We start from the raw sequence: 21,157 nt of genomic DNA on the forward strand, positions 1-21,157 counted from the left end.
AAGATATGGATTGTAAGGTTTATTCATTGACAATAGTGGCAGAAGAAAATAGAATGAGAAGTACTATAATTAAAACTTCAATGGAGGTTCATGATGTTTTATTTAATTTACTTCGCGATCATAATGATCATACCGTTGTATGCACAGTCAAGAGTACGTAGTGCCTATAGCAAGTATTCACAAGTTTATTCAACATCAGGTATGACAGGAGCGGAAGTGGCTCGAAAAATTTTAGATGAAAATGGATTATACAACGTAGCTGTAGAAGAAACACCAGGTCATTTATCAGACCATTATGATCCAACCGCTAAGACGGTTCGATTATCAACGGATAACTATTATGGACATTCAGTTGCTGGTACAGCAGTTGCAGCACACGAAGTAGGACACGCAATTCAAGATGCACAAGATTATAACTTTATGCGTATTCGTCATTCGTTAGTTCCTGTGGCTAATTTTGGATCGAATATATCATGGGTATTTATTATGATTGGTATATTTGCGACAATGTCAAAACTATTGTTATTAGGTATCATTTTAATGGCAGCAGGTGTTGTGTTCCAGCTCGTTACATTGCCAGTTGAGTTTGATGCGTCAAAGCGCGCAATGCAACAAATTGAAGCGTTAGGTATTGTATCAACAGATGAATATGGGCAAGCTCGTAAAGTATTAAATGCGGCAGCATTAACATATGTAGCAGCTGCAGCTGTAGCGGTATTTGAATTATTACGTCTCGTATTAATGTATACTGGTATGCAGCGTAGCGACGACTAAAGACTATCAATTTTGATAGTCTTTTTTTGTTGTATGGATTGAATTATATAATGTATTGCAAATAGAAATAATAGAAGTAATGCGGAAAGGCGGTGGGGGGGAAATGAAATATCCAGACCATTTAGTAAAACAAGTGCAAGAGCGCAGTGCTCCTTATCAACTAGAAGGTTTTTTAAGTGGACAAGGTCCTGAAAATCCCAAATTTATGTTGTTAGGAGAAGCGCCTGGTGAAACAGAAATTCATAATGGGATTCCGTTTAGCGGGAGGGCGGGAAAACAATTAATGGATTTTTTAGAGCGTATTGATGTTACAAGGGAAGAAGTATATATTACGAGCGCTGTTCGAAGTAGACCTTATAAATGGCGAGAGAAAAAAGAACGAAATGGTGAAATCATACAAAAAAAGTATAATAGAACGCCAAATCAGGGAGAAATAGTTGCCCATGCGCCTTTGTTAGATTATGAATTAGAGAAAATACATCCGAAGCTTATCGTCACGCTTGGAAATATCGGTCTTCAACGTTTAACAGGAAAAAATAAAAAAATCACAGATGTACACGGGCAATTATTAAAACAGCCCATTCAAAAATTAAAGGATATGCAAAGTGCAGAGTTTACATGGTCAGAGAAAGAATATCATGTTTTTCCGACTTTTCATCCAGCTTCCATTTTTTATAATCGGAGTTTATTGGAGCTTATTCATGAGGATTTTGAGAAGCTTAAAAGACTTGTAATAAAAAACTAGAAAAGCTAAGGCGCTTTTCTAGTTACATTTAATTATGTAAAGGGTTTTTATTTTCATCTAACGTAAATCCTTCACCAACTACATCATGTACATCACTTACAGCGACAAAAGCATGAGGATCTACAGAAGTAATGATATTCTTTAATTTCACGATTTCATTTTTAGCAACAACGCAATACAATACGTTACGTTCCACTTTTGTATACGATCCAACAGCTTTTAAAAAGGTTGCTCCGCGCTCCATTTCAGATAAAATTTTGGCAGCAATTTCATCGTTTTTCTCTGAGATAATAGTCGCTCCTTTGGCAGCATAAGCTCCTTCTTGCATAAAATCAATGACTTTAGCACCGATAAAAACAGCAACTAGCGTATACATGCCCTCGCGGTATGATAAATAGGTAAGAATAGAGACTACGATAACGACAGCATCAAACATAAACATTGTTTTCCCCATACTCCAGCCAACATATTTGTGAGCTAGTCGTGCGATAATATCTACACCGCCAGTAGTCCCGCCATATTTGAATATTATTCCAAGGCCGATACCGATAAATGCCCCGGCGAATAAAGCTGCGAGTGTCATATCATTTTGCAAGTTTAAATGTAAGTTGAGTACTTCGTAACGCTGGAAAATCCATAGAAATAAAGATACGCTAAAGGTGCCAATTAATGTATATAAAAATGTCGTTCTGCCAAGTAACCTCCAACCAATAAAAAATATAGGGATATTTAAAATTAAGTTTGAGTAGGAAGGATCAAACTTAAATAAAAAATACAATAATAGTGTAATACCAGTAAACCCACCCTCTGCAAGGTGGTTTTCAATATTGATATTGACAATACCGAAAGAAAATATAGCGGAACCGATTAAAATAAAAATAATATTTCGCATCTTCAATTTTGATGTCATATAGAAATCCCCCTAATTATGTAATGATTGCATTGCTCCGCTGAAACAGTAAAACATAATAATAAGTAATTTCTAGTTGCTAGTGAAAATAGTAAGAACCTGATTGATGCGGGCTGATTTTTTGTGAAAATCGCAAAAGAAAGTTTCACTTTATTATAGTCTATCCAAAAATGGGTCGCAAATAGGTGCTTGGCGGGGAATAATATTTGTCAAATCGCGATGAATTGGCTAACATGAAAGAGGAAGGATTAGAGGTGAATAGTATGGAAGCAAAAACGATGAAAGATATGCAGAAAGAAGTAGATGCATATATTGGTCAGTTTAAAGAAGGTTATTTCAGTCCGCTTGCAATGATGGCTCGTTTAACGGAAGAAATGGGAGAGCTTGCAAGAGAGGTAAATCATTATTATGGTGAGAAACCGAAGAAAACAACTGAAAAAGAAAGAAGTATTGAAGAAGAGCTTGGAGATGTATTATTTGTTATGATTTGTATGGCAAATAGTTTAAATATTGATTTAGAGACAGCACATAACATTGTAATGAATAAATTTAATACACGTGATAAAGATCGCTGGACACGTATTGATGAGGGAGAGAAAGAATAATGAAAGAAATTAAAGTAATTATCGCCGGACCAAGAGGACGTATGGGACATGAATCAGTCCTTCTTATGGAAAGAACGGAACATTTTAATTTAGTAGCAGCAGTGGATTATAAGCATGGTGGTGAGAAGATTTCTGATTTACCTGGCATGCCAGCATTACATGCGCCGATTTACGCTGATTTACATACTTGTTTAGATGAAGTAGAAGCAGATGTGTTGTTAGATTTAACAACACCAGAAGTGGGGAAACAACACGTTACACTTGCAGTTGAGCGTGGACTTCGTTCGGTTATTGGTACAACTGGATTTACAGAAGAAGAATTGACACGTTTAACAGAGAATGCAAAAGAAAAAGCAGTAGGAACAATTATTGCTCCAAACTTTGCAATTGGTGCAGTTCTTATGATGAAATTCTCACAAATGGCAGCGAAATATTTCCAAGATGTTGAGGTAATTGAATTACATCATGATCAAAAATTAGACGCACCATCTGGTACAGCTGTAAAAACGGTAGAGTTAATTCGTCAAAATCGTGAATCAAAGCAGCAAGGTCATCCAAATGAAGTAGAGCAACTAGCAGGTGCAAGAGGTGCAAATGTAGACGGTATTCACATTCATAGTGTACGTTTGCCAGGGCTTATTGCACACCAAGAAGTAATGTTTGGTGGAGATGGACAAATGTTAACAGTTCGTCATGATTCATTCAATCGTGCATCATTTATGTCAGGTGTAAAACTATCAATTGAAACAGTAATGAACCTTGATCATCTTGTGTACGGTTTAGAAAATATTATCGACTAAAGGGGAGACAACGGATGAAAATTGCCTTAATCGCACATGACAAAAAGAAAAATGATATGGTTTCGTTTGCATACGCATATAAACCAATTTTTGAACAACATGAATTATTTGCAACAGGAACGACAGGGCTTCGTATTATGGAAGCGACTGGATTAGTTGTAACAAGATATCAATCTGGCCCTCTTGGTGGAGATCAAGAAATTGGTGCAATGATTGCAAAGAACGATTTAGATATGGTGATTTTCTTCCGCGATCCATTAACAGCACAGCCGCATGAACCGGATGTGAATGCATTACTTCGTTTATGTGATGTATATGCGATTCCACTTGCAACGAATATGGCAAGTGCTGAAATGTTAATGCACGCATTAGAGCGAGGAGATTTAGATTATCGTAAGTTAAGAAAATGAGGGGAACAATTATGAGTGGATTACATATATTAGCGTTTGGTGCTCATGCCGATGATGTTGAAATCGGCATGGCTGGTACCATCGCTAAATATACAAAGCAAGGGTATGAAGTAGGTATTTGTGATTTAACAGAAGCTGATCTTTCTTCAAATGGAACGATAGAGTTGAGAAAAGAAGAAGCGAAGGTCGCAGCTCGTATAATGGGAGTAAAAACGAGGCTGAATTTAGCGATGCCAGACCGTGGTTTGTATATGAAAGAAGAGTATATACGTGAAATTGTCAAGGTGATCCGTACATATAAACCAAAACTAGTTTTTGCGCCGTACTATGAAGATCGCCATCCAGATCATGCAAATTGTGCAAAGCTTGTGGAAGAGGCTATTTTTTCAGCAGGAATCCGTAAATATATGCCGGAACTTTCACCACATCGTGTGGAGTCTTTTTATAATTATATGATTAATGGTTTTCATAAACCGAATTTTTGTATAGATATAAGTGAGTACCTCTCTATAAAGGTGGAAGCATTAGAAGCGTATGAAAGTCAGTTTTCAACAGGGAGTGATGGTGTTAAGACACCGTTAACAGAAGGTTACGTTGAAACTGTGATCGCTCGTGAGAAGATGTTTGGAAAAGAAGTTGGAGTCTTGTATGCCGAGGGATTTATGAGTAAGAAACCGGTTTTATTACATGCTGATTTATTAGGGGGATGTAAATGAAATTAAAAATAGGTATTACATGTTATCCTTCTGTAGGTGGTTCTGGAGTTGTTGGAACAGAATTAGGAAAGCAATTGGCGGAACGTGGGCATGAAATTCACTTTATTACATCGGGTTTACCATTCCGGTTAAATAAAGTATATCCAAACATTTATTTTCATGAAGTGACGGTAAATCAATACTCTGTATTTCAATATCCACCATACGATTTAGCGTTAGCAAGTAAAATGGCCGAGGTTGCACAAAGAGAAAACTTAGACATTTTACATGTGCATTACGCAATACCACATGCAATTTGTGCATATTTAGCAAAACAAATGATCGGAGAGCGTATTAAAATTGTTACAACCTTACATGGAACAGATATTACTGTGTTAGGTTCCGACCCTTCGTTAAATAATTTAATACGTTTTGGTATTGAGCAATCGGATGTTGTTACTGCTGTCTCGCATTCATTAATTAACGAAACACATGAGCTTGTAAAACCAAGTAAAGAAATTCAAACGGTATATAACTTTATAGACGAACGTGTATATTTCAAGCGTAATATGTCTCAATTAAAGAAAGAATATGGTATAAGTGAGAGTGAAAAAGTACTTATTCATATTTCGAATTTCCGTAAAGTGAAACGTGTGCAGGATGTTGTTCAGGCATTTGCTAAAATTGTTAAAGAAGTAGATGCGAAGTTGCTTCTTGTTGGAGACGGACCAGAATTCTGTACGATTTTACAGATAGTGAAGAATTTACATATTGAAGATCGCGTTTTATTCCTAGGGAAGCAAGATAATGTTGCAGAACTACTTGCGATGAGTGATTTAATGTTGCTTCTATCAGAGAAGGAAAGTTTTGGTCTTGTTTTATTAGAAGCAATGGCGTGTGGTGTACCTTGTATCGGAACGCGGGTTGGAGGTATTCCAGAGGTTATTCAACACGGGGAAACAGGATATTTATGTGAAGTTGGCGATACAACAGGAGTGGCAAATCAAGCTATTCAGCTATTAAAGGACGAGGAACTTCACCGTAATATGGGAGAACGAGCAAGAGAAAGTGTTTATGAGCAATTTCGCTCAGAAAAGATTGTTTCACAATATGAAACGATTTACTATGACGTACTAAGGGATGACAAAAATGGAAAGATTTAAAAAAGCTAGTTCTATTATTGAGACATTAAAGCAACAAGGACATGAGGCTTACTTTGTTGGTGGGAGCGTACGAGATCTTATTATCGATAGGCCGATTGGAGATATTGATATTGCGACATCTGCTCTACCAGAAGAAGTGATGGCTATATTCCCAAGAAATGTTCCTGTTGGTCTTGAGCATGGAACTGTAATTGTTGTAGAAAATGGTGAGCCCTATGAGGTAACTACTTTTCGAACAGAAAGCGAATATGAAGATTTTCGAAGACCTAGTAGTGTTCAATTTGTTCGTTCATTAGAAGAGGATTTAAAACGTCGTGATTTCACGATGAATGCAATTGCTATGACAGAAGAAGGCAAAATGGTCGATTTATTTGCTGGACAGGAAGCCATTCAACAGAGAGAAATTGTGACAGTTGGAAATGCTGCGGATCGTTTTCAAGAAGATGCCCTGCGAATGATGCGTGGTATTCGGTTTGTAAGCACGTTAGGTTTTTCATTAGAAATGAAAACGAAGCAAGCGATTGAAACGTATGGGCATTTGCTAGAACATATAGCAATTGAGCGTATTACAGTAGAGTTTGAGAAACTGTTAACTGGTACATATTGTGTGAAAGGTCTCAAAGAATTAGTAGAGACGAAGCTATTTTCTCATTTGCCATATTTACAAATGTCAGAAGAGAGACTGTTAAAAGCTACGCAGTATAAATGGGATTCTTTCGAAACGGATATTGAGGCGTGGGCATTTTTCTTATATTGTATCGGAGAAGAACATCCATCTGTCTTTTTACGTCAATGGAAGTTTTCGAATAAAAAAATAAAAGATATTGTTGCAGTTTTATTGACAATCCGTACTAGAAAGGAGAAGGATTGGGATACAGTCCTTCTTTATAAAACGGGAATTCATATCGCTGAAATGGCAGAGAGAGTATATGAAGCGATGATTGAACGCTATGACCCTACATCTGTTGAACGAGTACAATCAATGTTTCATGCATTGCCAATCCAGGAGCGTCAAGAAATGAATGTGACTGGTAATGATTTATTAAACTGGGCAAACAAAAAGCCTGGTCCGTGGGTTGCTGAGATGCTTCAGAAAATCGAAGAAGCAATCGTACAAGGAAACGTAGTTAATGAGAAAGAGCGTATAAGGGAGTGGCTACAAGGATGCAATCTACTATAAGAAAGCAGTTATTGCAAGTTTTTTCTGAAGCGGATGGCGAGTTTGTATCCGGCCAAACAATTAGTGATAAACTTGGTTGTTCAAGAACTGCTGTGTGGAAACATATGGAGGATCTGCGGAGTGAGGGATATGAACTTGAAGCTGTGCGTCGATTAGGTTACCGAATTGCAAGTAAGCCAGACAAAGTGACCGCTAATGAAATTCAGTTAGGGCTACAAACGAAGCGGATTGGTAGAACAGTGTATTTTGAAGAAACTGTTGAATCAACGCAGCACATTGCAGCAAAACTTGCTTATGAAGGTGCAGAAGAAGGAACTGTCGTTGTAGCAGAAGAACAAACAGCGGGAAGAGGTCGTTTAAGCAGAAAATGGCATTCACCAAAAGGAACAGGGATTTGGATGAGTATTATTTTACGCCCATCAATCCCAGTTCATCATGCACCGCAACTTACTTTGTTAGCGGCTGTTAGTGTTGCACAGGCAATTGAAAAATGTACAGGTGTAAACGTAGGAATAAAATGGCCAAATGATATTTTAATTCAAGGTAAAAAGGCTGTAGGTATATTAACAGAAATGCAAGCGGATCCTGATAAAATTAATGCTGTCATTATGGGCATCGGTATTAATGCGAATCAAAAGCAAGAACATTTTGATGAAGAAATTCAGCACATCGCTACTTCATTAGCGATTGAATCAGGTAAGCCGATTGTTCGTGCAGAACTTATGCAACAAATCTATTTACAACTAGAAAAATTATATGAAGAATATTTACAAAATGGTTTCTCTGTCATTAAAATTCTTTGGGAAAGTTACGCTGTGAGCATCGGGAAAGAAATTACCGCTCGAACGATGAGAGAGACAATTACGGGGTTAGCAAAAGGAATCACAGAGGATGGTGTATTACTTCTGGAGGATCATGAGGGGAAAGTACATCATATTCATTCTGCAGATATTGAAATTAAGTAAAAGAAGTTCCTCTTTTGGAACTTCTTTTTATTTCAATAGTTTTGAGTTGAATTTGTAACATGATAATAAATTTTTTTCATATTTAAAGTTCATTTCAAAATATCTTCCGTCGAGTTGGCAGGGCATGTTATTTGACGATTACTTTGCCTGCCATTCCTTTAAGAAGATGGTATCGACATATTAATTCATATGTACCAGTATTTTTAGGTTTCACGGTAATATTCTTTTCTTTTCCTGACTCGATTACGACGTCAATGCCGAGTTTTTTCACTGTAAAGGTGTGCTCGTTTTTACCTTTATTTTTCAATAGTAATGTTGTTGATCCTTCAAGCGGAATCGTGATAACATTTGGATTAAAGTAATCATCATTTAGTTCAACCTCAATCACTTTCGTTAAATCGGTGGGGGGTGTTACGACAGTAACTGTGGCAAATACATGGGAGGATCCTAAAGACATCCACCATACAATCATTACAAGCAAACTGCTGAATCGAAATAACCACCTGTTCATAGACATCTGCAATTCTCCTTTGTTAAGTACTTTCCTCAATTAACCTGCATCATTAGTTTAAGAGTTATACTATACAGTTAAATGGATTACAGAAAAAATTAACTTGGACTTTTTTAACATGCGTTGAAAAAACATGTATCTTTTCAGGATTGAATTCTCCATAAAAACTGTATAGCATATATACTCTCGTGTTAAATTTCATATACCGTAATAAGAATAAAAAATTATTTTTTCAAAAAAATGTAGTAATTCCTTTTTGTAGTTTGCTATAATTAGTTCGAATGTGGGCAGTATCAGAGCGAACTGCACCATGATTCGAAGTCATACGAAAAATAATAACTTGGATTCTGCCTTGATCCAATAACGGACTGGGACAGAGGGATGAATAATGCCGACTAACACACAACCCTTCTGCCCTTTTATGGCCAGAGGGGTTTTTTATATGATTTCGGCCATCTCCTCTCTCCTGCATAAAGGAGGAGTAGTTTTTGAAAACAAAAACAGATTTTTTGAAGATGAAAGAGCAAGGTGAGCCGATTACAATGCTAACGGCGTATGATTATCCATCTGCTAAATTAGCAGAAGAAGCTGAAGTTGATATGATTCTAGTTGGAGATTCTCTTGGAATGGTTGTACTCGGATACGATTCAACAGTACCTGTAACAGTAGAGGATATGATTCATCATACGAAAGCTGTACGCCGTGGAGCGAAAGAGACGTTTATTGTAACTGATATGCCATTTATGTCGTATCACGTATCATTACAAGAAACGATGGTGAATGCACGTCGCATCGTTCAAGAGAGCGGGGCACACGCACTGAAGGTAGAAGGTGCTGGAGAAGTTATATCGACGATTCAATATTTGACGAACGCAGGAATTCCTGTTGTAGCGCATTTAGGTTTAACCCCTCAATCTGTAGGAGTGTTGGGTGGATATAAAGTGCAAGGAAAAGATGCGGAGAGTGCAAAAAAATTAATAGAAGATGCAAAGAAATGTGAAGAAGCTGGTGCAATAGCGCTTGTGTTAGAATGTGTACCAATGCAGTTAGCAGAACTTATTTCAGAGCAACTAACAATACCAACAATTGGGATTGGTGCAGGACAAAAAGTAGATGGGCAAGTACTTGTTTATCATGATCTTATCTCATACGGCGTAAATCGTGTTCCGAAATTTGTGAAGCAATATACGTCTGTTCAAGAGGAGATTGTGCGTGGGATTTCACAATATGTTACTGAAGTAAAGACAAGGCAATTTCCTGAAGAAAAACATTCGTTCACAATGAAAGAGGAAGAATGCTTAGCGTTATACGGAGGAAAACAATAATGAAAATCGTAATTACAGTGCAAGAGATGCAGCAAATTACAAGCGAACTTCGTGCAAGTGGAAAGAGTATTGGTTTTGTTCCAACAATGGGTTATTTACATGAAGGCCATGCTACTTTATTACGTAAGGCAAGAGAAGAAAATGAAATTGTAGTTTTAAGTGTATTTGTAAACCCACTACAATTCGGCCCAAATGAAGATTTAGATCGATATCCTCGTGATATTGATAGAGATGAAAATGTAGCAAAAGAAAACGGTGTAGATTATTTATTTTATCCGAGTGTAGAAGAAATGTATCCAGCAGAACAAACAACAACAGTAGAAGTTGTGAAGCGCACGGACGTATTATGCGGTCAACAAAGACCTGGTCATTTCGCTGGTGTTGCAACTGTACTGATGAAACTATTTAATATTACGGTGCCAACGCATGCTTATTTCGGTATGAAAGATGCTCAACAAGTTGCAGTAATTGAAGGATTTGTAACTGATTTCAATATTCCAGTTACAATCGTACCAGTTGATATTGTAAGGGAAGAAGATGGTTTAGCGAAAAGTTCTCGTAACGTGTATCTATCACAAGATGAACGTGAAGAAGCTCTTCATTTATACCGCAGCCTATGTATAGCGAAAGAAAGAATTGAGGCAGGTGAACGTAATCCGGAAATCATTACAAATCTTGTGAAAGATTATATTGAGACGCATACGAAAGGCACTGTAGATTATGCGGATTTATATGCATATCCGTCATTAACAATGGTAGAGAAAGTCGAAGGAAGAATCATTTTAGCTATTGCAGTTAAGTTTGAAAATGTAAGATTAATTGACAATATAACATTAACGGTTAAATAAGGGGGAGCATCTATGTTTCGCACAATGATGAGAGCAAAGTTACATCGTGCAACTGTAACGGAGGCAAATTTAAATTATGTAGGTAGTATTACAATTGATGAAGACTTAATGGATGCAGTAAATATTGTAGAAAACGAAAAAGTCCAAATTGTAAATAATAATAATGGTGCTCGCTTAGAGACATACGTTATTAAAGGGGAACGCGGTAGTGGTGTTGTTTGTTTAAACGGTGCTGCGGCAAGACTTGTACAACCAGGGGACAAAGTAATTATTATTTGTTATAGGCTAGTTACGGAAGAAGAGATTCATACACAAGAACCAAAAATTGCAGTACTAGACGATAATAATCAAATTATTGAAATGTTAGGTGCTGAAAAAGCGGGTACGATATTATAAGTAGAAATGCTATCTCCATTGCGGAGATAGCTTTTTTGTGCATCTTTTCATTAAGATGAGATAAAACGTGGTATAGTAACATTATATAAATTATTGTTGTTTGAAAGGTAAGAAATTGAGGTGTTACATATATGAGTAAGCGTTATGTCGTTGTTGATTTAGAGACGACAGGGAACTCCTGGAAAGATGGGAAGGATAAAATTACCCAAATTGCAGCTGTTGTAGTAGAAGATGGAGAGATATTGGAGATTTTTTCGTCTTTTGTTAACCCAAAGAGAGAGATCCCACCATTTATTACAGAATTAACAGGGATTGATGAAAGTCTTGTAAAACAAGCCCCGTTATTTCAAGATGTAGCCCCGATGATTGTTGAGCTATTACAAGGTGCGGCTTTCGTTGCGCATAATGTTCACTTTGATTGGAATTTTTTAAATGAAGAATTAAGGCAAGCTGGATATACAGAAATACATTGTCCGAAAATCGACACGGTTGAATTGGCTCAAATTCTTTTGCCGACAGCCGATAGTTATAAATTACGTGATTTAGCTAAGAAGCATGAACTAGAGCACGATCAACCACATCGTGCGGATAGTGATGCTCTTGCAACAGCGGAATTATTTTTACAATTTTTAAATGAAATTGAAAAGTTACCACTTGTCACGTTGCAATCGCTTTATGAATTAAGTGATGTGTTCCAAAGCGATATAGCTGATGTGCTTTCTGAAAATATTTTAAAGAAAGTAATGCACGGTAAAGAAGATATAGCGCAGTATGAAATACATCGAAATATTGCGCTGAAAAAGCGGAACTATTCCTTAAACCTTGGAGAAACGTGTTCATCAAAGTTTGATGCTTTCTTGAATAAAACGATGGATAAATTGGAATCACATATGCCAAAGTTTGAAAGAAGAGAAAGTCAACAACTGATGATGAAAGAGATATATACGGCGTTAAGAGATTCTCGTTTTTCACTAATTGAAGCCGGTACAGGAACAGGAAAGACTCTCGCTTATTTGCTTCCTAGTCTTTATTTTGCAAAGAGAAAAGAAGAACCTGTCATTATAAGTACACAAACGGTACAACTCCAACAACAAATATTAGAAAAAGAAATTCCGTTATTACAAAAAATAATGCCATTTTCATTTGAGGCAGCTCTTCTAAAAGGAAGAAAGCATTATTTATGCTTACATAAATTTGAGTATGCTTTGCAAGAGGAAGAAAAAAATTATGATATGGCACTTACAAAGGCGAAGATTTTAGTTTGGCTATTGCAAACTGAAACAGGTGATCGAGACGAATTAAATATTCCTGAGGGCGGAAAGTTACTTTGGAATCGTATTTGTAGCGATGCGTATAGTCCAGGCGGTATGCAAAGTAATTGGTTTAGTCGTTGTTTTTACCAGCGAGCGAAGAATAAAGCTTTATTTGCAGATATCGTTATTACAAATCATGCGTTATTATTTCAAGATTTTTCAAGTGAAGAACCGTTGTTCGCTTCATGCGAACATATTATTTTTGATGAAGCTCACCATATTGAAGAAGCCGCGAGTAGAACATTGGGTGAACAGTTCTCTTGTATGTATTTTCAATTGGTTATATCTCGTCTTGGGACACTAGAAACAGAAGATGTACTCTCCAAAGTATATAAAATGATGAAAAAATCAGAGCAAGCATCTCGTTCAACTTTCCGTATGATAAGTTATAGTTTGAAGGAACTTAAGTTTGATGCGGATGAACTCTTCCAAATGTTACGTACTTTTATATTTAAACAAACAAAGCAAGAGCAAGGAACGAATAATATGCCGCTCATCTATAGGTATAACGCAGAACTAGAAAAAGGTAAGTTGTGGGATAGTATCGTCGAATTAACAAATCGTTTTATATATGAATTAAGAAGGGTAGTAACTGCTCTTGAGAAGCAAGTGGATATATTGCAAAGTAAGTTAGAATGGGAGATGCATGTTGTAACAGGTGAATTTATGCATTTAATTGAGTTGCTGAGAAAGATGGCAGAATCATTACAGTTACTCGTATTAGAAAAGAATTCGTATGTAACTTGGATGGAGACTGAAACGAAAGGGACGATTCATTCAACAGTTCTATACGCACAGCCTGTCCATATTGGTGAAAGATTTGCTGATGAATTTTTAACAGAAAAAAAGAGTGTTATTTTTACATCCGCAACACTAACAGTTAACGATACGTTTGATTATATAAAAGAGGAACTTGGTTTACATGATTTCGCTCCAAATACTTTAAAGGTTCCGTCACCATTTCGTTATGATGAACAGATGAAATTAATGGTTTCAACGGATGTACCTTTTATTAAGCAAGTAAGTAATGAGCGATATATTGAATCTGTATCGGAACATATTGCAAAGATAGCAAAAGCCACAAAAGGCAGAATGCTCGTTTTATTCACTTCGTATGAAATGTTAAAAGAAGCGTATGCGAATTTAAAAAATAATGATGAATTAGAGGGGTATTTATTACTGACCCAAAGTGTGAATAATAGAAGTCGAAGCCGCTTAATTCGAAAGTTTCAAGAATTCGACAAATCAATTTTATTAGGGACGAGCAGTTTCTGGGAAGGAATAGATATTCCAGGAGATGCCTTAAGTTGTCTTGTTATAGTCCGTCTACCATTTACACCTCCTCATCAGCCGATGATGGAAGCGAAAGGTGAGTGGCTAAAAAATCAAGGTGAAGATGTATTTGCTAAATTAGCGCTTCCACAAGCAATATTACGTTTCAAACAAGGATTCGGCCGCTTAATTCGAACGAATACAGATACAGGAACGGTAGTAGTGTTAGATCGTCGTTTGACGAGTTCTTCCTATGGAAAACGATTTCTACAATCGATTCCTAACGTACCTCTTTATGAAGGGCCATTAGAAGAATTGTTAGTACAATTAGAAGAATCACCAAATGAATAAAAATGGAAGAAAAATACGCCTGAAGTACTTATAAACTTCAGGCGTAAAAAATGTGGGTAGGAGGAATTTTATTTTTCTTACTTCTTGTATACAAAATGTGTTGGTTTTCGACTTGAAACCTTTTTTTGCTGTACATGTCCTGCTATAATAGATGGGTGATGAAGCAGGGGTTGTAAAGAATGTACTCTTATTGTAACCGCATTGCGTTCTTCTATAATTAGAAATTTTTGTGTAACGGAGGAGTTTTTTCATGGAGAAGAAAATCGAAGTACTATCAACGACGCGTATTAAATATTCGTCGGATTTGTATAAAATTGTTGATAGTTTAAATCGTACGTTAAAAGAGCAGGACCTCATGTTCGGACTAGCATTAGACGAAAAAGATAAAGAAACAGCTGTATTTACGATTTACAGAACGTAGTGATACAATGAAAAAGTGGATTTTTGCAATCATTATTGTTATCGTTGCTAGCGGAATATATGGGGCGTATGTTTATAATAAAGCGATGGGAAAGAAAATTCCAAAAGAGTCGAAATTTGTAGAAATTGCTAAAGAAAAAGCAAAGCTTACAAAGGTGAAATCTGTTGATTATTACAACGGAAAATCTGCATATATAGTCGTGCAAGGTACAGATGAAAAGGGAGAACAACTTATCGTTTGGGTGCCTGAGAAAAAAGGGGATACTGTAGTAAGGAAAAAGAGCGAAGGTATTTCTGAAAAAGAGGCTATACAAAGAACAATAGAGCAAGTCGGCAATGAAAGTAAGGAATCAAAAAGTAAGCCGAAAGAGATTATGAAAGTGAAATTAGGCTTTGAAAATGATGTACCACTATGGGAAGTTACATATATTGATGATGACAATCGTTATAGTTATTACTATCTTGAATTTAAAGATGGAAAATTTTTAAGACGATATAGCATTGAAAAATAGATGTAGGGGGAACTACAAATGAAATTAGCAAAGCGAGTAGCTGCTTTAACACCGTCTTCAACTTTAGAAATTACAGCAAAGGCACAAGCATTAAAAGCAGAGGGTCATGATGTAATTGCATTAGGGGCAGGGGAACCTGACTTTAATACACCAGAGCATATTATGGATGCTGCACATAAAGCGATGTTAGAAGGGCATACGAAGTATACACCAACAGGTGGATTACAATCGTTAAAACAAGAAATTGTGAAGAAATTTACTCGCGATCAAGGTATTGCGTATGATCCATCTGAAATTATTGTATGTAATGGTGCAAAGCATGCATTGTATACATTATTCCAAGTATTACTTGATGAAGGAGATGAAGTTATCATCCCAACTCCTTACTGGGTAAGCTATCCAGAGCAGGTAAAGCTTGCTGGCGGTAAGCCGGTTTATGTAGAAGGTTTAGAAGACAATGAGTACAAAATTACAGCAAAGCAGCTGCGTGAGGCAATTACAGAGAAAACGAAAGCAGTTATTATTAATTCACCGAGCAATCCAACAGGAATGATTTATAGCAAAGAAGAATTACAACAGCTTGGAGAAGTATGTTTAGAACATGATATTTTAATCGTTTCTGATGAAATTTATGAAAAATTAATTTATGGTGGCGTAGAATATACTTCAATTGCCCAGCTTTCTAATGCATTAAAAGAACAAACACTTATTATTAATGGTGTATCTAAATCTCATTCTATGACAGGATGGCGTATTGGATATGCTGCAGGAAATAAGCAGCTTATTAAAGCGATGACGAACTTAGCGAGTCATAGTACGTCAAACCCTACTTCAATCGCTCAATACGGCGCAATTGCGGCATATGCAGGCTCACAAGAACCTGTGGAAACAATGCGTCAAGCCTTTGAAGAGAGATTAAACATTATTTATGATAAATTAATTCAAATCCCTGGCTTTACTTGCATTAAACCGCAAGGTGCATTTTACTTATTCCCTAACGTAAAAGAAGCTGTAGCTTTATCAGGATATGCAACAGTTGATGATTGGGCAAAAGCTCTATTAGAAGAGGAAAAAGTGGCTCTTGTACCAGGTACAGGATTTGGTGCTCCAAATAATGTTCGCTTATCATATGCGACATCTCTTGAACAAGTAGAGAAAGCATTAGAGCGTATCCATACATTTATGAAAAGTAAAGTGCAAGCTTAATTTTATATTTCATTCATGTAATATAAAAAACCTCCCCATTAATAGGGAGGTTTTTTTGACGAATTGTGGCAAAAAGAAATAGCTAAAGGTGTGTTATACTAGAGAGCGAGGTGTTTGGTGATGAAAAAGAAAATGATGTTACAGTGGTTTGAGCAGGGAAGCATTGCAATTCCAAAATTACTTATGATGCATTATAAAAAATTAGGTTTAAATGAGACGGAATTTATGGTCGTACTTCATGTACACACATTTTTAGAGTCAGGTAATTCGTTTCCGACTCCTTCAGAGATTTCTGAACGGATGACGATAACGGAAATGAAATGTATGGAAGTAATTCAAGCATTGATTCAAAAAGGGTTTTTATCACTAGAAGGTGGACAAAGATCAGAAGCGATGATGTGCGAAAGTTATTCTTTACAACCGTTATGGGAAAAAATATTACATTTCTTAATGGATGAATCGATAGAGGAAGAGCAAAAAGAAAAAAAACAGCTGCAAGTAAATTTATATACAGTATTTGAAAAAGAATTTGGAAGACCACTTTCGCCGTTCGAATGTGAAACGTTAGGAATGTGGGAGGACCAAGATCAACATCATCCAAATTTAATTCAAGCGGCTCTTAGAGAAGCTGTAATGAGTGGAAAACTAAATTTCCGATATATTGATCGTATTTTATTTGAATGGAAAAAGAATGGAATTAAAACGGTAGATCAGGCTCAAAATCAAGGTCAAAAATTTAGAGCGAATCAACAAAGAGCACAACAAATGACAAAACAAGAGACGAAATTTACTGGAAAAGTGCCTTTTTATAATTGGTTGGAGCAGTAATATAGGAGGAAGTATATGTTAAATAAAACGCAAATTCGCTATTGTTTAGACACAATGGCGGATATGTATCCAGAAGCACATTGTGAATTAATTCATGAGAATCCTTTTGAATTAGTAATCGCGGTAGCACTATCTGCACAATGTACAGATGCACTTGTAAATAAAGTGACGAAAAATTTATTTCAAAAATATAAAACACCAGAAGATTATTTAAGTGTATCTTTGGAAGAGTTACAACAAGATATACGTTCTATTGGGTTGTATAGAAATAAAGCAAAAAACATTCAAAAATTGTGTCAGATGTTGCTGGATGATTACAATGGAAAAGTTCCAGAAGACCGTGACGAGTTGACGAAATTACCAGGAGTAGGGAGAAAAACAGCAAATGTAGTTGTTTCGGTAGCGTATGGCATCCCGGCAATTGCTGTTGATACGCATGTAGAAAGAGTGAGTAAACGGTTAGCGATTTGTAGATGGAAAGATTCGGTGTTAGAAGTAGAAAAAACATTAATGAAGAAAGTACCGATGGATGAGTGGGGAGTTACACATCATCGTATGATTTTCTTTGGACGTTATCACTGTAAAGCACAACGACCGCAATGTGAGGAGTGCAGACTGTTAGAAGTATGTCGTGAAGGAAAGAAGCGAATGAAGGTGAAATAAAGGATGGAGCGAGTTATAGAAATACCGAAAGAATTTCACTGTTTACCATTTTTTAAAGAAAGTGTAAATTTAGTTAAGTATCATACAGACAATTCTTTTGAAGAGATAATACAAAATACTTACTTTATATTTGATATTGAAAGACAGTATGAGCCGTGGAAGGAAATTGAAAACAGCATTCCAGCGATGTTGAATGTATGGAAAAATAAGCATGAAGACATTGCTATACTGTTTCGAAATAGAAATAAGCAAGAGGCTGAGGGACCAATGATTCTTTTTGCAGCTCACTTGTTATCGGTTGTCTATTGGCTAAATGAACAACCTGTTCATAGTTTGAATGAAATGCAAATAAATACGAATAAATTAAAAGTGCGACCTGTTAATTTTATGGAAAGATATTCATTCATTATAAAGAAACCGAGTAATTATCATTCTTATATTCAATTAGCGCAGTTGTATATCGAAATAGAAAAGCTGTATGTAAAGAAAATGATAACAAAAAAGAAGTCCGCTTCTCGTTAAGAGAAACGGACTTCTTTTTTGTATATTAGGACTCTGTTGTAACAACAGCACCGTCTGCGTGAGGTGTATCTCCTCCGGTATTTTGGTGTTGCTGTTCTTGTTGTTTCTTAGCCTCTTCTTCAGCTTTTTTCTTGGCCTCTTCTTCAGCTTTCTTCTTAGCTTCTTCTTCAGCTTTTTTCTTAGCTTCTTCTTCAGCTTTTCTTCTAGCTTCCTCATCAGCTTTCTTTTGAGCTTCTTCTTGCTGTTTACGTTGTTGTTCTTGCTGTTGTTCTTGTTGTTTCTTAGCCTCTTCTTCAGCCTTTTTCTTAGCTTCGTCTTGTTTTACTTTATCTTCATTAGCCTTTTTCTGGGCTTCTTCATCAGCTTTTTTCTTAGCTTCTTCATCGGCCTTTTTCTTAGCCTCTTCTTCAGCTTTTTTCGCATCTGGAGTTCCGCCAGGCGCAGTGAAGGATGCACCAACTGCTGGGCTTGTTCCAGTACCTTTTTTCGCTACTACAGAGAAGCTGTAAGTAACACCTGGTTTAATACCACCAAGAGTAGCTGTCGTACCACTTATTGATAGGCTACCACTTGAACCATCAGTTGCTTTATAGCTGGCTGCATATGCATCGACTTCTGCTGGTCCAGACCAGTTTAGTGTAACTGTGCTAGCGCCATCAAAAGTGACATTCAGACCACTAGGGGCATCTACTTTAATTTGTTTAATTGCATCTTTTTTCGCACCTTTTACGTATAATTCTCCGTTTATTTCTTGTACAGAAGAAGGACGTTCAAAGCGAGATTTATCTGTAGCGAATTTGCTCATCATTACTTGGAACATTTGCTGTGCAATTTTAGTATAACGATCACTAATGTAGTTTTCTGGACCATTCTTTACGTAACCCGTCCATACAGCCATCGTATATTGTGGTGTATATCCAGCGAACCAGCTATCCCTGTTTGCATCAGCTGGAATGCCGTATTTCTTTAAATCTTTTGCATCAAAGTTTTGCGTTCCAGTTTTACCCGCTACGTCAACACCTGAAACATATGCTGTTGGTCCTGTACCACCAGAACCAGGTTTTACTACGTCACGAAGAACGTCAGTTACCATGTAAGCTGTATAGTCTTGCATAGCGCGTTGTTCTTTCGGTTTAAAGCTTTTCTTTTCCCGTCCGGGAAGGTTACTTCTTTTACGAAGTGTGGTTTATTATAGTTACCACTATTACCGAAGGTTGCATATGCACCTGCTACTGCTAATGGAGAACTATCGTTACTACCAATTGCAGTAGATTCATGTACTCCATTTTCAAATGTCATGCCTAAACCTTCAGCAAACTCTTTTGATTTATTAAGTCCAACTGTTTGAGCTGTCTTTAAAGCCGGGATGTTTAATGACTTCTTCAATGCTTCACGAAGTGAAACGTCACCTTTAAAACTCCCTGTAGCATTTTTAATCTTTGTGCCATCCGAATAAGTATATTCAGAGTCATTTAATTGATGGTAAGTAGACCATTGAAGATTCTCAATCGCTGGACCGTAGTCGAAAATTGGTTTCATTGTTGAACCAACTTGGCGTTTTAAATCAGTTGCCATATTATGACCTTTGAAAGTGGACTTATTTTCTTTACGTCCAGCACCAATTGCTCGAACTTCTCCAGATTGTGTATCCATAAATACGAATGATCCTTGGAATTGATCGTTTGGATACTTAATAAGATTACCATCCATAATTTTTTCAGCGTAATCTTGAGCATCTTGATCAAGTGTTGTATGAATCGTTAAACCATCTGAACCGATATTTACATCAGGATATTCTTTTTCAACTTCTTTTACAACCGCATCTAAAAATGCTTGATACTTCATCTCAGTTACTTCTGAAGACGGTTGAAGGCCCTCAGTTACTGGGATCTTAACGGCGTTATTCATTTCTTCTTTTGTTATATAACCATGTCGATTCATTAATGATAATACGACATTACGACGATTTGTTGCTCGTTCAACATTTTCCTTTTTTGTTGGATCATAAATGTTTGGACCTTGGGGTAAACCAGCGAGCATAGCAGCTTCATGTAATTGCAAGTCTTTTAAATCTTTACCATAATATTTTTGCGCTGCTGTCGCAATACCGTATGAACGGTTACCTAAATTAATCTTATTTAAGTACATTTCTAAAATCTCATGTTTAGAGTATTGTTGCTCTAATTTGTAAGATAAGTACCATTCTTGTACTTTTCTTTTAGCAGTTTTGTCCATCGTTAGAAAGTAGTTTTTAACGACTTGCTGTGTAATCGTACTACCACCTTGGGAACCGAAACCACCAGTGACATTTTCCATAACTGCTTTTGTAGTTCGTTTAAAATCAATTCCATTATGATCATAGAAACGCGAATCCTCAGTTGCAAGGAATGCATTTTCAACTACTTTTGGAATTTGATCATAAGTAACGTGTGTTCGTTTTTCAGCACCGTATTCATAGAAGAAATTCCCGTTTTTATCAAGAAACTTTGTTGATAAAGGATTAACAAGTTTGGCTTTGTCTAATTTTGGAGCATCCTTTACCATAACAAAGAAAGCGGAAACGCCGGCTACAAGACCAACGATACCAAGAAGTAGACAACCTATAAGAAATTTCTTGAAAAAGGAGCCTTTTTTCTTTGGTTTTTCTTCTTTATGTGTTTTTTTCTCTTGATTTTTCACATGATTTCGTTCTGTACGAGAACGATAATTATCTGACATTATACTTTCTCCTACCTTTCATTCT

At 36.5% G+C, this 21,157-nt stretch carries 21 protein-coding genes and 1 pseudogene; 19 read left to right on the forward strand and 3 right to left on the reverse strand.

All coding sequences use genetic code 11. The annotated features are described in order from the left end of the window. The first annotated feature begins 90 nt into the window (after positions 1-90). Both NST90_RS07650 and NST90_RS07655 read left to right on the forward strand, forming a co-directional pair. On the forward strand, positions 91-774 hold the full coding sequence (locus tag NST90_RS07650; protein ID WP_011109966.1) for a zinc metallopeptidase: 684 nt from the start codon (positions 91-93) through the stop codon (positions 772-774). A gap of 103 nt (positions 775-877) precedes the next feature. After that, positions 878-1,519 (forward strand): uracil-DNA glycosylase, encoded by a 642-nt coding sequence (locus NST90_RS07655; protein WP_000876871.1) that lies wholly within the window; start codon positions 878-880, stop codon positions 1,517-1,519. Between the two features lie 28 nt (positions 1,520-1,547). Here the strand turns inward: NST90_RS07655 and NST90_RS07660 are convergent, their stop codons facing one another. Beyond that, positions 1,548-2,429, reverse strand: coding sequence for a YitT family protein (locus NST90_RS07660; RefSeq protein WP_000202121.1), 882 nt, complete (start codon positions 2,427-2,429; stop codon positions 1,548-1,550). A gap of 263 nt (positions 2,430-2,692) precedes the next feature. Here NST90_RS07660 and NST90_RS07665 point away from each other — a divergent pair, with 263 nt between their 5' ends. From NST90_RS07665 to NST90_RS07695, 7 genes are read left to right on the forward strand one after another with little or no spacing between them, the layout of a single operon-like run. Then, positions 2,693-3,034 (forward strand): nucleotide pyrophosphohydrolase, encoded by a 342-nt coding sequence (locus NST90_RS07665; RefSeq protein WP_002108639.1) that lies wholly within the window; start codon positions 2,693-2,695, stop codon positions 3,032-3,034. Next, entirely contained in the window at positions 3,034-3,834 is an 801-nt protein-coding gene (dapB, locus tag NST90_RS07670) for a dihydrodipicolinate reductase (RefSeq protein ID WP_046392516.1), read from the forward strand. Before NST90_RS07665 ends, dapB begins: the two co-directional genes overlap by 1 nt. A 14-nt stretch (positions 3,835-3,848) precedes the next feature. Beyond that, the gene (gene mgsA, locus NST90_RS07675; RefSeq protein ID WP_000684765.1) at positions 3,849-4,244 is read left to right on the forward strand and encodes a methylglyoxal synthase; all 396 of its coding nucleotides are present in this window, start codon (positions 3,849-3,851) and stop codon (positions 4,242-4,244) included. Between the two features lie 11 nt (positions 4,245-4,255). Then, complete coding sequence (gene bshB1, locus NST90_RS07680; protein WP_000015673.1) at positions 4,256-4,960, forward strand: bacillithiol biosynthesis deacetylase BshB1; 705 nt, start codon at positions 4,256-4,258, stop codon at positions 4,958-4,960. Then, entirely contained in the window at positions 4,957-6,102 is a 1,146-nt protein-coding gene (bshA, locus tag NST90_RS07685; RefSeq protein WP_000768305.1) for an N-acetyl-alpha-D-glucosaminyl L-malate synthase BshA, read from the forward strand. Before bshB1 ends, bshA begins: the two co-directional genes overlap by 4 nt. After that, positions 6,089-7,282 (forward strand): CCA tRNA nucleotidyltransferase, encoded by a 1,194-nt coding sequence (locus NST90_RS07690; protein WP_000439321.1) that lies wholly within the window; start codon positions 6,089-6,091, stop codon positions 7,280-7,282. The genes bshA and NST90_RS07690 overlap by 14 nt, the downstream gene beginning before the upstream one ends. Further along, positions 7,267-8,247 carry a biotin--[acetyl-CoA-carboxylase] ligase gene (locus tag NST90_RS07695; protein WP_001192063.1) on the forward strand — a complete coding sequence of 327 codons (981 nt, stop codon included), beginning with the start codon at positions 7,267-7,269 and terminating at the stop codon, positions 8,245-8,247. Before NST90_RS07690 ends, NST90_RS07695 begins: the two co-directional genes overlap by 16 nt. A gap of 127 nt (positions 8,248-8,374) precedes the next feature. Here NST90_RS07695 and NST90_RS07700 read toward each other — a convergent pair whose 3' ends face one another. Continuing rightward, on the reverse strand, positions 8,375-8,764 hold the full coding sequence (locus tag NST90_RS07700; protein WP_046392517.1) for a cupredoxin domain-containing protein: 390 nt from the start codon (positions 8,762-8,764) through the stop codon (positions 8,375-8,377). Positions 8,765-9,246: 482 nt separating this feature from the next. Here NST90_RS07700 and panB point away from each other — a divergent pair, with 482 nt between their 5' ends. From panB to NST90_RS07750, 10 genes are all read left to right on the forward strand, one after another. Beyond that, on the forward strand, positions 9,247-10,083 hold the full coding sequence (panB, locus tag NST90_RS07705) for a 3-methyl-2-oxobutanoate hydroxymethyltransferase (protein WP_000851108.1): 837 nt from the start codon (positions 9,247-9,249) through the stop codon (positions 10,081-10,083). Next, positions 10,083-10,931 (forward strand): pantoate--beta-alanine ligase, encoded by an 849-nt coding sequence (panC, locus tag NST90_RS07710; RefSeq protein ID WP_048534455.1) that lies wholly within the window; start codon positions 10,083-10,085, stop codon positions 10,929-10,931. Before panB ends, panC begins: the two co-directional genes overlap by 1 nt. 12 nt (positions 10,932-10,943) lie before the next feature. Continuing rightward, positions 10,944-11,327 carry an aspartate 1-decarboxylase gene (gene panD / locus NST90_RS07715; RefSeq protein WP_048534453.1) on the forward strand — a complete coding sequence of 128 codons (384 nt, stop codon included), beginning with the start codon at positions 10,944-10,946 and terminating at the stop codon, positions 11,325-11,327. A gap of 131 nt (positions 11,328-11,458) precedes the next feature. Further along, complete coding sequence (gene dinG, locus NST90_RS07720) at positions 11,459-14,263, forward strand: ATP-dependent DNA helicase DinG (protein ID WP_048558859.1); 2,805 nt, start codon at positions 11,459-11,461, stop codon at positions 14,261-14,263. 250 nt (positions 14,264-14,513) lie between these two features. Next, the gene (locus tag NST90_RS07725) at positions 14,514-14,684 is read left to right on the forward strand and encodes a YpmA family protein (protein WP_000412179.1); all 171 of its coding nucleotides are present in this window, start codon (positions 14,514-14,516) and stop codon (positions 14,682-14,684) included. Positions 14,685-14,691: 7 nt separating this feature from the next. Next, on the forward strand, positions 14,692-15,195 hold the full coding sequence (locus tag NST90_RS07730) for a DUF5590 domain-containing protein (RefSeq protein ID WP_000758739.1): 504 nt from the start codon (positions 14,692-14,694) through the stop codon (positions 15,193-15,195). An 18-nt stretch (positions 15,196-15,213) separates the two neighbouring features. Further along, a complete protein-coding gene (aspB, locus tag NST90_RS07735; protein WP_000761560.1) occupies positions 15,214-16,401 on the forward strand; it encodes an aspartate transaminase AspB in 1,188 nt (395 codons plus the stop codon). A 120-nt stretch (positions 16,402-16,521) separates the two neighbouring features. Further along, a complete protein-coding gene (dnaD, locus tag NST90_RS07740; RefSeq protein WP_000728542.1) occupies positions 16,522-17,229 on the forward strand; it encodes a DNA replication protein DnaD in 708 nt (235 codons plus the stop codon). Positions 17,230-17,244: 15 nt separating this feature from the next. Next, a complete protein-coding gene (gene nth / locus NST90_RS07745; protein WP_000933030.1) occupies positions 17,245-17,892 on the forward strand; it encodes an endonuclease III in 648 nt (215 codons plus the stop codon). A 3-nt stretch (positions 17,893-17,895) separates the two neighbouring features. Further along, complete coding sequence (locus tag NST90_RS07750) at positions 17,896-18,414, forward strand: YpoC family protein (protein WP_006924378.1); 519 nt, start codon at positions 17,896-17,898, stop codon at positions 18,412-18,414. Between the two features lie 25 nt (positions 18,415-18,439). On the opposite strand, the pseudogene NST90_RS07755 reads toward NST90_RS07750, so the two are convergent. Further along, a pseudogene (locus tag NST90_RS07755) lies at positions 18,440-21,132 on the reverse strand (PBP1A family penicillin-binding protein). Between the last annotated feature and the right edge of the window lie 25 nt (positions 21,133-21,157).

This window comes from Bacillus sp. FSL E2-8900, assembly GCF_037966225.1.
Classification (GTDB): domain Bacteria; phylum Bacillota; class Bacilli; order Bacillales; family Bacillaceae_G; genus Bacillus_A; species Bacillus_A cereus.

What these genes read in the sequence shown, in the direction of transcription:
- NST90_RS07650 (WP_011109966.1), top strand. Translation starts at nt 91, where the DNA reads ATGATGTTTTATTTAATTTACTTCGCGATCATAATGATCATACCGTTG.
- NST90_RS07655 (WP_000876871.1), top strand. Translation starts at nt 878, where the DNA reads ATGAAATATCCAGACCATTTAGTAAAACAAGTGCAAGAGCGCAGTGCT.
- NST90_RS07660 (WP_000202121.1), bottom strand. Translation starts at nt 2,429, where the DNA reads ATGACATCAAAATTGAAGATGCGAAATATTATTTTTATTTTAATCGGT.
- NST90_RS07665 (WP_002108639.1), top strand. Translation starts at nt 2,693, where the DNA reads ATGGAAGCAAAAACGATGAAAGATATGCAGAAAGAAGTAGATGCATAT.
- dapB (WP_046392516.1), top strand. Translation starts at nt 3,034, where the DNA reads ATGAAAGAAATTAAAGTAATTATCGCCGGACCAAGAGGACGTATGGGA.
- mgsA (WP_000684765.1), top strand. Translation starts at nt 3,849, where the DNA reads ATGAAAATTGCCTTAATCGCACATGACAAAAAGAAAAATGATATGGTT.
- bshB1 (WP_000015673.1), top strand. Translation starts at nt 4,256, where the DNA reads ATGAGTGGATTACATATATTAGCGTTTGGTGCTCATGCCGATGATGTT.
- bshA (WP_000768305.1), top strand. Translation starts at nt 4,957, where the DNA reads ATGAAATTAAAAATAGGTATTACATGTTATCCTTCTGTAGGTGGTTCT.
- NST90_RS07690 (WP_000439321.1), top strand. Translation starts at nt 6,089, where the DNA reads ATGGAAAGATTTAAAAAAGCTAGTTCTATTATTGAGACATTAAAGCAA.
- NST90_RS07695 (WP_001192063.1), top strand. Translation starts at nt 7,267, where the DNA reads ATGCAATCTACTATAAGAAAGCAGTTATTGCAAGTTTTTTCTGAAGCG.
- NST90_RS07700 (WP_046392517.1), bottom strand. Translation starts at nt 8,764, where the DNA reads ATGTCTATGAACAGGTGGTTATTTCGATTCAGCAGTTTGCTTGTAATG.
- panC (WP_048534455.1), top strand. Translation starts at nt 10,083, where the DNA reads ATGAAAATCGTAATTACAGTGCAAGAGATGCAGCAAATTACAAGCGAA.
- panD (WP_048534453.1), top strand. Translation starts at nt 10,944, where the DNA reads ATGTTTCGCACAATGATGAGAGCAAAGTTACATCGTGCAACTGTAACG.
- dinG (WP_048558859.1), top strand. Translation starts at nt 11,459, where the DNA reads ATGAGTAAGCGTTATGTCGTTGTTGATTTAGAGACGACAGGGAACTCC.
- NST90_RS07725 (WP_000412179.1), top strand. Translation starts at nt 14,514, where the DNA reads ATGGAGAAGAAAATCGAAGTACTATCAACGACGCGTATTAAATATTCG.
- NST90_RS07730 (WP_000758739.1), top strand. Translation starts at nt 14,692, where the DNA reads ATGAAAAAGTGGATTTTTGCAATCATTATTGTTATCGTTGCTAGCGGA.
- aspB (WP_000761560.1), top strand. Translation starts at nt 15,214, where the DNA reads ATGAAATTAGCAAAGCGAGTAGCTGCTTTAACACCGTCTTCAACTTTA.
- dnaD (WP_000728542.1), top strand. Translation starts at nt 16,522, where the DNA reads ATGAAAAAGAAAATGATGTTACAGTGGTTTGAGCAGGGAAGCATTGCA.
- nth (WP_000933030.1), top strand. Translation starts at nt 17,245, where the DNA reads ATGTTAAATAAAACGCAAATTCGCTATTGTTTAGACACAATGGCGGAT.
- NST90_RS07750 (WP_006924378.1), top strand. Translation starts at nt 17,896, where the DNA reads ATGGAGCGAGTTATAGAAATACCGAAAGAATTTCACTGTTTACCATTT.